Origin of the sequence: Streptomyces griseoruber, assembly GCF_001514205.1 — a bacterium.
GTDB lineage: Bacteria > Actinomycetota > Actinomycetes > Streptomycetales > Streptomycetaceae > Streptomyces > Streptomyces griseoruber.
Genome location: NZ_KQ948765.1, coordinates 620365 through 633732, shown reverse-complemented (window position 1 = coordinate 633732; position 13368 = coordinate 620365). Strand labels below are relative to the sequence as shown.

The 13368-nt window shown below is 71.8% G+C and carries 9 protein-coding genes and 2 pseudogenes; 2 read left to right on the top strand and 9 right to left on the bottom strand.

The window, feature by feature from the left end:
• Positions 1-14: 14 nt before the first annotated feature.
• From purU to AQJ64_RS51700, 5 genes and pseudogenes are all read right to left on the bottom strand, one after another.
• Positions 15-869 (bottom strand): formyltetrahydrofolate deformylase, encoded by an 855-nt coding sequence (purU, locus tag AQJ64_RS11065; RefSeq protein ID WP_055637743.1) that lies wholly within the window; start codon positions 867-869, stop codon positions 15-17.
• Between the two features lie 38 nt (positions 870-907).
• Positions 908-1501, bottom strand: a complete 594-nt coding sequence (locus AQJ64_RS11060) for a sarcosine oxidase subunit gamma (protein WP_055637734.1) — start codon at positions 1499-1501, stop codon at positions 908-910.
• Positions 1491-4564 (bottom strand): annotated as a pseudogene (locus tag AQJ64_RS11055) (sarcosine oxidase subunit delta family protein). Before AQJ64_RS11055 ends, AQJ64_RS11060 begins: the two are co-directional and overlap by 11 nt.
• A gap of 20 nt (positions 4565-4584) precedes the next feature.
• The gene (locus AQJ64_RS11045; protein WP_055637731.1) at positions 4585-5805 is read right to left on the bottom strand and encodes a sarcosine oxidase subunit beta family protein; all 1221 of its coding nucleotides are present in this window, start codon (positions 5803-5805) and stop codon (positions 4585-4587) included.
• A gap of 56 nt (positions 5806-5861) precedes the next feature.
• Positions 5862-6032 (bottom strand): annotated as a pseudogene (locus AQJ64_RS51700) (serine hydroxymethyltransferase); the annotation flags it as partial.
• Positions 6033-6188: 156 nt separating this feature from the next.
• Here AQJ64_RS51700 and AQJ64_RS11035 point away from each other — a divergent pair.
• Positions 6189-6839, top strand: a complete 651-nt coding sequence (locus AQJ64_RS11035) for a GntR family transcriptional regulator (protein ID WP_055637729.1) — start codon at positions 6189-6191, stop codon at positions 6837-6839.
• A 196-nt stretch (positions 6840-7035) separates the two neighbouring features.
• On the opposite strand, the gene AQJ64_RS11030 is transcribed toward AQJ64_RS11035, so the two are convergent.
• Entirely contained in the window at positions 7036-8607 is a 1572-nt protein-coding gene (locus tag AQJ64_RS11030; protein WP_059202590.1) for a hypothetical protein, read from the bottom strand.
• 196 nt (positions 8608-8803) lie between these two features.
• Positions 8804-9505, bottom strand: a complete 702-nt coding sequence (locus AQJ64_RS11025; protein WP_055633347.1) for a TetR/AcrR family transcriptional regulator — start codon at positions 9503-9505, stop codon at positions 8804-8806.
• A gap of 214 nt (positions 9506-9719) precedes the next feature.
• Between AQJ64_RS11025 and AQJ64_RS11020 the strand changes: the two genes are divergently transcribed.
• A complete protein-coding gene (locus AQJ64_RS11020) occupies positions 9720-10544 on the top strand; it encodes an SDR family oxidoreductase (RefSeq protein ID WP_055633348.1) in 825 nt (274 codons plus the stop codon).
• A 369-nt stretch (positions 10545-10913) separates the two neighbouring features.
• On the opposite strand, the gene AQJ64_RS11015 is transcribed toward AQJ64_RS11020, so the two are convergent.
• A complete protein-coding gene (locus AQJ64_RS11015) occupies positions 10914-11684 on the bottom strand; it encodes an SDR family NAD(P)-dependent oxidoreductase (RefSeq protein WP_099053930.1) in 771 nt (256 codons plus the stop codon).
• A 3-nt stretch (positions 11685-11687) separates the two neighbouring features.
• Entirely contained in the window at positions 11688-13217 is a 1530-nt protein-coding gene (locus AQJ64_RS11010; protein ID WP_055633349.1) for an acyl-CoA synthetase, read from the bottom strand.
• Positions 13218-13368 lie beyond the last annotated feature (151 nt).

The window sequence follows — 13368 nt, the reverse complement described above, 5'->3', positions numbered from 1 at the left end:
GGAGGCCTTCCGTGTCAGCTGAAGATGACCGTGCGGTTGCCGTGCAGCAGGATGCGGTTCTGGCAGTGCCAGTTGACCGCCCGGGCCAGGGCGAGCCGCTCGGCGTCCCGGCCGACGAGCACGAGCTGGTCCGCGGCGAGCCGGTGGTCGACGCGGATCACCTCCTGCTCGATGATCGGCCCTTCGTCCAGGTCGGCCGTGACGTAGTGGGCCGTGGCGCCGACGTGCTTCACACCGCGCTGATAGGCCTGGTGGTAGGGCTTGGCGCCCACGAAGCTCGGCAGGAACGAGTGGTGGATGTTGATCGCCCGGCCCTCCAGGCTCTTGCACAGGTCGTCCGAGAGGATCTGCATGTAGCGGGCCAGCACCACGAGGTCGATGGCGTGCCCGTCCACGAGCTCCAGCAGCCGGGCCTCGGCCCGCTGCTTGGTCGCGGCGGTGACCGGGATGTGCTCGAAGGGGATACCCGCCGCGTCCGCCATCGGCTTCAGATCGGGATGGTTGGAGACGACGAGGGCGATGTCGGCGTCGAGCGTGCCGCTCTTGAAGCGGTAGAGCAGATCCGCCAGGCAGTGGTCGAACCTCGACACCATCACCAGGACCCGGGACTTCACCGTCGCGTCCCGCAGCTCCCACTGCATCCCGTAGGTGTCCGCGATCGACGCGAACTCCGCCTTCAGCGCGTCGAGGGTGATCGTCCCGTCGGTGCTCGTGAAGCCGGTGCGCAGGAAGACCCGGCCGTGGTCGGGGTCGTCGAACTGCTGGTGCTCGGTGATGTCGCAGCTGTGCCGGACGAGGAAGCTCGTCACGGCATTGACGATGCCGGGGCGCTCGGGGCAGCTCAGGGTCAGGACGAACTGGGTACTCATGGCCTTCTCCTCCTTGTACGTGTCCGGGACGCCGAGGGTCATCCCGCCCCTCCGCCGTACTCCGTGGCCGCGTCGACCAGCCACGCCGCGGCGTACGGGGCGAAGGAGGAACGGACCAGCAGCCACACACTGGCGGCGGCCTCCGCCCGGACGACCAGCGTGATCCCCGTCTGCGCGAGCAGCGTGGTGTAGCAGGCCCCGACGGGCGCGACCCGGGGGTCCAGGTCGAGGGCGCAGCCCCGCGCCAGGATCTCGCGGGTGAGGCCGCCCCGCAGGGACAGCACCGTGCGCTGCGCGGAGACGTCGGTGACGGTGGCGAACTCCTCGCCGATCGCCGACCTCAGCCGCCCGACCAGCTCGGCACCGGTGTCCGCCGGCGCGACCAGCAGCCATTCGTCGGGGCCCAGCCACAGGGCCTTCACCTCCTCGGACAGCTCCGCGCGCGAGGCGGACGGCAGCCGGATGCCGAGCACCGACTCGACCGCCTTCGCCGCGGGGCTGTCCGCGCTCACCCGCAGGGTGAGCTGGGTGAGGAAGGGCAGCTCCCGGACCTGGAAGCCGGCGGGGAGCCGGCCGAAGGCCTCCTGCCAGTCGGCGAGCGGGCTGAAACGGGCGGGGGCGTCAACCGTCACGGCGGGTTCCCTCCTTGTCGTAGAGCACGGGGTCGGTCACGGTCACCGCGACGGTGCGGCCCTCCAGCGGGACGTAGAGGGTCTCGCCGACGCGCCGGGTGCCGCCGCGCAGCAGGGCGAGCGCGAAGGTGCGGCCCAGGGCGTCGCTGCGGTAGCTGGAGGTGATGTGCCCGAGCATGGGCACCGGCGGCGCGGGCACCGTCTCGGTGGCGATGATCTGCGCGCCCTCCGGCAGCAGGGTGCGTTCGTCGACGGGCAGCAGCCCCACCAGTTGCTTGCGGTCGGCGCGCCGGTTCTCGGCCCGGTCGAAGGACCGCCTGCCGACGAACTCGTCCTTCTTCCCGGACACCACCCAGGACATCCCGAGGTCCTGCGGGGTGATCGTGCCGTCGGTGTCCTGCCCGATGATCGGATACGCCTTCTCCGCGCGCAGCACGTGCATGGTCTCCGTGCCGTACGGCGTGATGCCGAAGGGGCCGCCCGCCGCGTACAGGGCCTCCCACACCGTGTGCGCGTACCAGGCGGGGACATTGATCTCGTAGGCGAGTTCACCGGAGAAGCTGATCCGGGCCACCCGGGCGGGGACGTCCGCGACGACGGTGTCCTGCCAGGTCATGAACCCGAAGGCGGCGTTGCTCACGTCGAGCGTGGGCGCCACCAGGGCCAGTACGTCGCGTGAGCGCGGCCCGACCAGCGGGATCGTCGCCCAGTGCTCGGTGACGGAGGTGAGGCGGACCCGCAGGTCGGGCCACTCCGTCTGGAGCCACTCCTCCATCCGGTCCAGCACCTTGGCGGCGTTGCCGGTGGTCGTCGTGACCAGGAACTCCTCCTCGGCCAGGCGCAGTACGGTTCCGTCGTCGAACACCATGCCGTCGACACCGCACATCACGCCGTAGCGGACCCGGCCGACCTTCAGCGAGCTCATGACGTTGGTGTAGAACCGGTCCAGCAGCTCGCCGGAGTCCGGACCCTGGACGCTGATCTTGCCGAGGGTGGAGCCGTCCATCATGCCGACGCCCTCACGGGCCGCCCGGCACTCCCGCAGCACGGCCTCCTCGATGGTCTCCCCGCCGACGGGGTAGTACCACGGCCGCTTCCACTGGCCGACGTTCTCGAAGAGGGCGCCGTGCTCGACGTGCCACCGGTGAAGGGAGGTCACCCGGACCGGGTCGAACAGCTCGCCGCGGTTGCGTCCGGCGAACGCGGCGAACGCCACCGGCAGCGCGGGCGGCCGGAGCCGGGGGGTGCCCAGCTCGGCGATGTCCACGCCCAGCGCCGCGGCGACGATGCCCGAGGTCAGCACCCCTGACGTACGGCCCTGGTCGTGGGCGGTCCCGATGGTGGTGTACCGCTTGACGTGCTCCACCGAGGTCAGGCCCGCCCCGGTGGCCCGCAGGACATCCGCGACGGTCTGGTCGCGCTGGAGGTCGACGAACTGTGCGTCGTCGGAGCCGGGAACCTGCCAGAGCACCGCGCCCGGTGCGCCCGCGGGCGCGTCGCCGACGGCCGGCAGAGCCACAGGCTCTCCTGCGGTCTTTCCGAGCGCTGCCAGCGCACCGAGGGCCGCCTCCGCACCGTCCGACACAACCTCGGCCGACCCGAGAACCCCACGGGCGGCACCAGCGGTTCGTACGGTGTCCAGTGCGCCCGCAGGAACGAAGCCACCGAGCACGCCGTCGTACCGAAGCGTCCCCCGAGCCTGGCTGAACAGCGCCACCGCCGGATTCCAGCCCCCCGACACCAGCAGCAGATCGCAGCCGATCTCCTCGTCCCCGACCCGCACCCCGGTGATCCGCTCGGCACCGCTCGTCCCGGACACCGCCTGCCCGGCCCGCACCTCGATCCCACGCGCGGCACAGGCGTCCAGCCAGTGGGCCGGCACCTCGCTCCGGGCGTCGATCACCGCGCGCACTCGCGCACCGGCGTCGGCCAGTTCGGTCGCCGCGAGGTAGGCGCTGTCGTTCGTGGTGAACACGACGACCTCACGGCCCGCGAGCACGCCGAAACGGCCCAGATACGTACGGGCCGACCCCGCGAGCATGATGCCGGGGCGGTCGTTGTCGTCGAACGCGATCGGCCGCTCGTAGGCGCCGGTGGCGAACACGACCTGCCTGGCCCGGATCCGCCAGACGCGCTGACGGGAGACATGGGCGGGCGCGGCCGCGCCGAGATGGTCGGTGCGCTTCTCCAGAGCGAGGACGAGACCGTCGTCGTAGTAACCGATCGCCGTGGTCCGCCGGAGGAGCTGGACATCGGAGTTCGCCGAGAGCTCGTCCGTGACGTCGGCGACCCACTCGCAAGCGGGTGCCGTACCCGGCAACGAGCCCCCTGGAGAAGGCAGTTCATCGACCACGACGACCCGCACACCGGCCCGTGAGGCGGTCAGGGCGGCGGCCAGTCCGGCCGGACCGGCGCCGACGACCAGCACGTCACAGTGTGCGTGCACGGTGTCGTACCGGGCTGTGTCGGGCCTGGTGCTCAGCCGCCCCTGGCCTGACAACCCCCGGGCGACGAGACCGTCGTACAACTCGACGGTCGTGGCCGTGAGCATGGGCTCGGGGAAAGGGAACTCGATCTGTACGAGGGCGTTGGGCTCCTCGACGCCGGCGGTCATGATGCCGCGCGGTCGCCCGTACTTGATGCTGGTGGCCACGTGGTGGACCCCGTTGGCCAGCAGGGCCGAGGCGAGGGTGTCGCCCGGGTGGCCGGTGTACTCGCGGCCGTCGAAGGTGAAGGACAGCGACTTGTCGCGGTCCACGGAGCCGAGGGCGTCGACACGGAACGCGTTGCTCATGCGCGGGGCTCCTCACCCATGCGGTGGACGGACAGGAACTGGTGGGTGGCGGTGTCGCGCAGGGCGTCGAACCAGCGGCGGCATCCCGCGGCGTGCATCCACCGCTCCGCGAACGGGCCCTTGGGGTTGTCGCGGAAGAAGACGTACTGGGCCCACTGCTCGTCGTCGAGGTCGGCCGGCTTCGCGGGGTAGGGGACGTGCGCCTGTCCGCCGTAGTGGAACTCGGCTTCCTCGCGCTCGCCGCACCAGGGGCAGGCGATGAGTTGCATCGGAGTCTCCGGGAGGGGGGTCAGTGGGCGACGGCGGCCGCGCCGTGCTCGTCGACCAGTGCGCCGGTGACGAACCGGGACAGGGCGAAGGGCGCGTTGTACGGGTGGGGTTCGCCGGTGGCGACGGTGTGGGCGTAGCACCAGCCGACGCCGGGGGTGGCCTTGAACCCGCCCGTTCCCCAGCCGCAGTTGAGGTACAGGTTCTCGACCGGGGTGAGTCCGACGATGGGGGAGGCGTCCGGGGTGGTGTCGACGATGCCGGCCCAGGTGCGCAGCATGTGGGCGCGGGCGAACACCGGGAACAGCTCCAGGGCGGCGGCCATCTGGCGCTCGATGATGTGGAACGCGCCGCGCTGGCCGTAGCCGTTGTAGCTGTCGATGCCGGCGCCCATGACGAGTTCGCCCTTGTGCGCCTGGGAGACGTACACATGGACGGCGTTGGACATCACGACCGTCGGGTGCACCGGTTCCAGCAGCTCGGAGACCAGCGCCTGGAGCGGGTGGCTCTGCAACGGCAGCCGCAGGCCCACCATTTCGGCGAGCACCGAGGTGTGTCCCGCACCGGCGAGCGCCACCTTGCCGGCGGCGATGTCGCCGCGGGTGGTCCGTACGCCCGTCACCCGGCCGTCCGTCACGTCGATGCCCGTGACTTCGCAGTTCTGGATCAGGTCGATGCCGTAGGCGTCGGCCCGGCGCGCGAAACCCCAGGCCACGTAGTCGTGCTTGGCGATGCCGGCGCGCGGCTGGTACGTGGCGCCGAGCACCGGATAGCGGACGTCCGGGTCGATGTTGACGATCGGGCAGACCTTGGCGACCTCGTCCGGCTCCAGCCACTCGGCGTCGATGCCGTTGAGCTGGTTGGCGTGGACCCGGCGTCTGCTGTCCCGGATGTCCTGGAGGGTGTGCGCGAGGTTGAGCACCCCGCGCTGGCTGAACAGGATGGGGTAGTCGAGGTCCTCCTCGAGGGTCTCCCACAGCTTCAGGGAGTGCTCGTAGATGCCGGAGCTCTCGTCCCACAGGTAGTTGGAGCGGATGATGGTGGTGTTGCGGGCCATGTTCCCGCCGGCCAGCCACCCCTTCTCCAGCACCGCGATGTCGGTGATGCCGTGGTTCTTGGCCAGGTAGTAGGCGGTGGCCAGGCCGTGCCCGCCGCCACCGACGATCACCACCTCGTACGACCGCTTGGGGTCGGGGTTGCGCCAGAGGAAGTCCGGGTGGTCCGGAAGCGGCGTGCCGGTCATGCCGCGGCTCCGTTCAGCTCGGGGTACAGGGGGAACGCGGCGGCGAGCTTCGCCACCCGGCCGCGCAGCGACTCGGTCTGCTCGGCGGAGAGCGTCTGCATCACCGCCACCGGCGCGAAGTTCTCGCTCGCGATCATCTCCAGCGTCGACTGCTGGCGCTCGAGCTCCGCGTCGGCCGCGGCGGCGACCTCCGGGTCGAACAGGGTCAGCGGCTGGGAGAAGCTCATGCGGTCCCCTTGGAGGGTGGTGGCGTACATCTGATATATTAGTTGTAGGCGCATTTCAGGTCAGTCGTCAAGGAGTCGTCGCGCAGTCGCCGGGCACGGGCTGATATATCAATCGTGCTAGCGTCGGGGGATCGAGTCTCGGCGAGGAGGGTGCGCATGTCGGTCGCGGTGACGGAGAACGGGCTCACCCTGGCCGAGCGGGCCTATCGGGCCCTGTGCGACCGCCTGGTGACGTTGCAGATCGCGCCCGGTACACCCATCAACGACGAGCAGATGGCCGCGGAGCTGGGGGTCGGACGCACGCCGGTGCGCGAGGCGCTCAAGCGCCTGGAGGCCGACCGGCTGGTGGTCTCCTACCCACGGCGCGGCACGTTCGCCTCCGAGGTGCAGATCACCGACCTCGGTCACCTCACCGAGGTGCGCCTGCGGCTGGAGCCGCTGGCGGCGGACTGCGCCGCGCGCCGGGCCGGCGCGGTGGACCGGGCCGTACTCGGCCGCCTGCTGGAGGAGTTGGACGCGGCCGCCGGACGGGAGGTCGCCGAACTCCTCGAACTGGACCTCCGGCTGCACCGGGCGCTGTACACCGCCACGGCGAACCCCTTCCTCCAGGACACACTGGTCCGTTACGACAACCTGGCCACGCGTATCTGGTGCCTGTTCCTCGACCGCCTCCCCGGGCTGGCCGGCCATGTGGGCGAGCACGGTCCGCTCGTGCGCGCGGTCCTGGCAGGAGACGGGGACCGCGCCGCGGCCCTGGCCGCCGAGCACGTGGAGCATTTCGAGACCGCGATCCGTTCCCTGCTCTGAGCCTGACGCCGGTGCCCGCACGCCGACGGCCTCGACGTCCTCCGCGGCAGGTACCTCACCCTGGGCGGCTGCCGGACCGCCGGCCGGCAGGGCATCGAGCGCGGGCACGGGGACCGCTACCAGTGCGCCGACGGCACCTTCTTCTGGAACCCGTGGACCAACCGCCGAGAACCGACGACCGCAGCCGGACCGGGCGCTACCCCGCCTGACCTGCCCGGTCCGGCTGGGGGAGGGGACAGGTGAGCGGGAGGACGCGTTCGGTCAGCCGTCCGGTGAGGTGGCTGTCGGTGAGGGCGGCTTCGGTGAGCCAGCCCGCTGCCGTGAGCTGGTCCACCAGGCGCGGCAACTCGCCCGGATCCACCGGGATCGCGGCGGTGAGGGAACTCAGGGCGACGCCCCGGTCGTCGGGGCCGAGGCGTCCCGAGCCGTTGGTCCGGGTGGCCAGGGTCAGGGCGAGCAGGTGGGTGCCGGCGGTGGCCCTGGCCTTGCGGAGTTTCTTGTCCGAGACGATCCTCTGGGCCCAGCCACTGAGCCTGGGCCGCGTCTTCCTGCCGAACGTGAACGGTCCCGAACCGTCTTCGCGGGGGGCCAGGGAGGGGACGGTGACGGCGGTGGGGCTCTCCGGGCGGGAGGCGAGCAGGTCCTCCACGGTGCCGGGGACGACCAGCCATCCGCAGTCGGTCAGCTTCTCGAGCAGGTCCTGCGGGTCGGTCAGGCCCAGCGCGGTGATGTCCTGGCCGACGACGTTGCCGGTTCCGGTGTGCGCGGTGCGCAGGGTCAGCATCAGGACGAGCAGCCGGGCGTCCGGTCCCGGCAGCGGGCTGTGGTCGGCCACGTGCGCGAGGACGGAGCGTACGTGCTCCCACTGCGCCGGCGCGTTCAGCAGACGGCTGACGGCCGGCCCGTCGGCGTCCGCGCCGAGGCCGGTGCGCTGAAGATGCTGGGAGCGGGCCGTGGCGGCGGCCTGCTCGGCGCGCCGTGCCTCCTGCTGAAGCGCGGGGTCGCCGGTGGCCTCGGCCCAGGTGGTGAAGGCGCGCGCCTTGCGTTCATGGAGGTCGGCGAGCAGCGCCAGGTCGGGCTCGGTGCGCTTCTGGTACGCGCGGAACAGGTCGCCGAGTTCGACGAGTTCGTCCCGCAGGACGGCGGGCCGCAGATCGTGCGGCACGACCCGCTGGGCGATCTTCCCGTGCGGACGGGCGCGCGGCGAGGGCGAGGAGCGGGGCGCGGGCACGTTCCGCCGGCCGGCCGCGGGCGGGGACGTGTCGGAGAACCGTGGCGCGCCGGCCGGGGCGGTCGGCGGGCGGTCGGCCGTGGCGGGGGAGCCGGCCTCCGGGCCGCAGGGGAGCGGGGTGGTGGTGACGACCTTGGCGCCGGGTGTCGCGGCCGCACAGCGTGCGCAGCACTCCATCGCCTGCCACCAGCGGCCCTGCCGGTCGCTGAGCACGGCCAGGACGACCGCCCCGCCGCACCGCCAGGGCTGGACTCCCTGTTGCCGGTCGGCGGCGGAGATGTGCGTATGGCAGTTTTCGGCCCGGCACGCGCAGTACGCCCCGGTCCGGGGCCCCGCGACCGCCCGCAGATGGGACTTGAGGTGTTCGACCGCGGCCGCACGGCCGACGGCCGCGGACGGAAGTCGCTGTTCGGCACAGGCAGGGCGGCTGCACGAGACGCGTACCGCCGTGCTGCCGCGGCCGGCGGGGTCCAGTCGCACCGTCCACCGGCGGCCCAGTACCCGCTCATCCGGCTCGCTCGCCGTGGCCTCCGTCATCCTTGCCCCGTTCCTTTCCCTCGCGCCGTTCCTTCACTGTCCGTATCCACCCCACCACGAGGGGTGAGGCGCGGCAGCGGGGCTACCGTACGCGGCGGACGACACCCTGAACGGAGAACTCGCCGGACGCCCGGACGATGCGGGTCAGGGCCGGGTGAACGGCAGTTCGACTCGGGGGACGGGGACGGGTCGGCGGTCAGTCCGTGGTCGGCTTCCACCTCTCCTCCGGATCGAGGGACAGCTCGGGGTGGTCGCGTTTGAAGGCCTCCGCCTGCTCCTCGATCCTCGGCAGGGCGTGGTCGGGGGCGCCGAAGCCGCGGAACAGCGTCGTGCAGTACTCGCGGGCCAGGAAGGCCGCGTCCCACTGTCCGTCCGGATTCACCCATTGATAGGTGTGGTTGTGGAGGTTGAGGAACTGCAGGGTGCCCAGGCGCGGTTCCATCGTGCGGAAGGTGTTCTGCTCCACGGCCTCCGCGAGCAGCGCGGAGATCAGCTGCTCGAAGTCCGAGCGCTGCTCCAGCAGGGTCTTCAGCTCCGCACCGCTCAGCGAGCGGTAGTCGTGCTCGTAGACCCAGATGTGGTCCAGCCGGCGGAAGATGATGGTCAGCAGCGACTCGGACAGCAGCCGCAGCCGCAGCAGGGGGGTCGTGTCGAGGTCCGCGATCTGCCGGGCCCGGGACAGCAGCGGCCCCATCACCCGGGACTGGATCTCGACGAGGAGGTTCTCCTTCGAGCCGATGTAGTAGTACAGCGCGCCCTTGGCGAGTCCCACCGCCCGGCCCAGGTCGTTGATCGACGTCGCCGCGTATCCCTGCCGGGCGAACAGGGCTGCCGCGACATCGATGATCTTCTGGCGTCTGACCTCGAAGCCCGGTCCATGGCCCGGTGGTCGTGGCATGGGTTCTCTCCCGCTTGACGTGACGACGTACTGAATTAAAGCCGACTCCGGGGGCGCCGGCGGACGGACTCCCTTCTGCGGGGAGCGGAGTACGGGACGTCATCCGGTTTGCCAGACCAAACGGTACATTGACCGGCGCGGCCCACGGCGATCGGTTCGGCCGCGACCGCGAGACACTCGTGAGGTGAGGGTGTCCCCCAGTGAGGAGTGGCACATGAGCACGGTAGGTATCGCCACCGGAGCCGGCGGCGGGGTGGGGGAGGCCTGCGCGCGGCGCCTCGCCGACCGGGTGGACGTGCTGCTGCTCGCCGACCGGGACGAGGCGGCCGCGGCCCGGGTCGCCAAGGGCCTGTCCAGGTACGGCAAGAGGGCGGTCGTCGAGCCGATCGGCGTGGACGTCACCGACCCCGGGGACCTCGCCCGGCTGGCCCGCCGCGCGGGCGGGGCCGGTGCGCTGCGGGCGGTCGCGCACGCCGAGAGCGTCGCACCGGAGGAGGGCGACTGGCGCAGGATCATCGAGGTCGACCTGGTGGGCACGGTGCTGCTCGCCGAGGCGCTGCGCCCCCTGGCCGGCGCCGGGACGGCCTTCGTGTACTGCGCCTCGGTGTCCCCGCTGATCGCCCGCATCGAACCCGACCCGACGGTCGCGGCCGTCCTGGACGAGCCGGTGGACGACGGGCTCCTCGACCGGATCCGCGACGCCATCGGCCCCGCGGTCGAGGATCCCGCGTGGGCCTACCCGTGGGCGACGTACGGTGTGCAGCGCTTCGCCCGTGCCGAGGCGGTGCGGCTCGGTCCGTTGGGCGCCCGCGTGTGCTCGGTGTCGCCCGGCGCGATCGACACCCCGCAGACCCGTATGGAGGCGGAACGGCACGAGTCGGTGCGCCGGCTCATCCTGAGCACGCCACTGGGCCGGACCGGGCGGTACGAGGAGGTCGCCGCCGTCGCCGCGTTCCTGCTGTCGGACGAGGCGAGTTTCGTCAGCGGTGTCGACCTCGTCGTCGACGGCGGCCTGTGCGCCGCCATGAGCGACGAGTGACCTCCGGGCCGGCGGCCGCGCGCGTCGCCGTACGGCCGTGCGGGACCGGCCGCACGCCGCCTCCCCCGAGGAGGGGCGGGCGGCGGCGAACCGGTCCCGTGCGGTGATCACCGGGGTGGGGCGGTCACGCCGCCGTTTCGGCGGCCACCGCCTCGTCGAGCCGCTTGCCCCGGGGGATCAGCGCGACGAGGAGTGTGCCCACGGCACAGCAGCCGACGACCAGGGGCTGGTGTCTGGGACATGGGCGGTCTTCCGGAGGAGAGCGGGAGCCTGGGCGCGGCGGCTCTGCCACGGGCGGGGCGTGGGGGATTGCCGCGAAAGATAGACCCAACGGTCGGTACATTCAATGACTCGCGCAAAGAGAGACGTTCACCAGGCGGTCCAGCCGCCGTCGACCGTGAGGGTGGTGCCGGTGACGAAGCGGGAGGCGTCGGAGGCGAGGAAGACGGCGGCGCCGCCCAGTTCGTCCGCGTCGCCGACGCGGCCGAGCGGGGTGCCGCGCACGATGCGCTCGCCCCAGCGGCTGTCCAGCAGTCCGGAGCTGAGGTCGGTGCGGAAGTAGCCGGGAGCCAGGTTGTTGACGCGGACGCCGCGGTCGGCCCACTCCACGGCGAGGGCGCGGGTCAGCGCCTCCACGGCGCCCTTGCCGGCGGCGTACGGCGCGATCCGCTCGAAGCCGGTGCGCGCGTGCACCGAGGAGACGTTGACGATCGACCCGGAGCGCTGCTCCAGCATCACCTTGCCGGCCTCGCGGCAGCAGAAGAACGTGCCCTGGAGGTTGACGTCCAGCACCTGGCGCCAGTCGTCGTCGGTGAGGTGCTCGCTGCGGGTGAAGTGCGGGCTGATCCCGGCGCAGTGGACGGCGGCGTCGAGCCGTCCCGACCATCCGGCGGCCCGTTCGACGAGCGTGCGTACGGCGTCCGGGTCGGCGACCGAGCCGGGGAGCACGAGCACGTCGCCGCCGTGCGCGGCGAGTTCGGCCTCCAGACTTTCCAGGTCGGCGGCGGTGCGGGCGGTGACCGCCACCTTCGCCCCGGCCTGGGAGAGGGCGACGGCGACGGCCCGGCCCAGGCCCTTGCCGGCGCCGGTCACCCAGGCGGTCCTTCCGTCGAGGCGCAGGTCGGTGATGACGTCGGCCATGGCTCAGTCCTTCGTGGGGAGGCCGCGCAGGGTCCGCTTGAGGACCTTGCCGGAGGGGGTGCGGGGGAGTTCGTCGACGACGTCGAAGCGCGCGGGCACCTTGAACTTGGCGAGGCGGGCCGCGCAGAAGGCGCGCAGGTCGTCCGGTGCGGCGCGCTCGCCGGGGCGGAAGACGACGAAGGCGCGGGGCACTTCGCCCCAGCGCGGGTGGGGAAGGCCGACGACGGCGGCCTCCAGGACGGCGGGGTGTTCGTAGAGGACGCGTTCGACCTCGGGGGTGGCGATGTTCTCGCCGCCGGAGACGATCATGTCTTTCTTGCGGTCGTCGATGTAGAGGTACCCGTCGCCGTCGAGGTGCCCGATGTCCCCGGTGTGGAACCAGCCGTCCTTCAGGGCCGCGGCGGTGGCCTTCTCGTCGCGCCAGTAGCCGGAGAAGACCTTCGGCCCGCGCAGGGTGATCTCACCGAGCTCGCCGGCCGGGACCTCACGGCCGCTGTCGTCCACGATCCGTACCCGCGTGAACGGGACGGGGCGTCCGACCGAGCCCAGCTTGGTGAGGGCGTGCTCGCGGTCGAGGAAGGTGTCGCCGGAGACGGTCTCGGTGAGTCCGTAGGCGTCGGCGAACCAGGCGTGGGGGAAGGCGTGCATGATCCGCCGCAGCACCGGCTCGGGGGTCTTCTCGCCGCCGCCCAGCACGCACCGCACCGAGGAGGTGTCGTACGACTCCCGGTCGGGGACCTCCAGCACGGCGTTGACCATGGCGGGCGCCAGCCAGGTGTGGGTGACGCGGTGCTCCTGGATGGCATCGAGGGCGCCGACGGCGTCGAACCTGCGCTGGAGGACGACGCCTCCGCCGGCCTGCAGGACGGCGAGGGCGGGCATGTCGAGGCCGCCCACATGGTAGAGGGGGCCGCAGACCAGGGCGGTGTCCGCCGAGGTCAGGCCGAAGTGGACGATGTGGGCGAGGTTCTTCGCCTGGAGGTTGCCGTAGGTGATGCACACGCCCTTGGGGCGTGAGGTGGTGCCGGAGGTGTACATCAGCCGCTGGAGATCACCCGGCTCGACCTCCGCGGGATCGACCTGGGCCCCCGGGTGCCGGGCGAGCAGCTCCTCGTACCCGGTCCACGGGCCCTCGGCGGCGCCGTCCACCAGGATCCGGTGCTCCAGGCCGGCCGGGCCCGCCGCGATCCGGTCCACGGCCCGCAGGAACTCGGGTTCGGTCACCAGCGCCTTCACCCGCGCATGGCCGAGGATGTAGGCCCATTCCTCCTCCGACAGCCGGTAGTTCAGCGGCAGGAACACCGCGCCGATCCGGTTGACGGCATACACCAGCTCAAGGAACTCCGGCCGGTTGTAGAGCAGCAGTCCGACGACGTCCCCGCGCCGTATGCCCAGGTCCGTCAGGCCCGCGGCCAGCCGGTTCACCCGTCGATGCAGGTCCCGGACGGTCAGTCGGCGGTCTTCCTGCGCGATCGCGACGGCGTCGGGCCGTTGGCGGAAGTGGTAATCGAGGATGCTCGAGAAATTGTGCACGGCGACTCTCTCGGCTCGGTGGCCGGGAATGTCCCGACCGGTCGGTTGCCCGCTCCCAAGATTTAGTGTACCTCTTGGTCTATAAAACTTGGTCGCACTTTACGACGACACGAACGCGTCGACAACCGTTCCCGGCCTCCGGGATTCACCG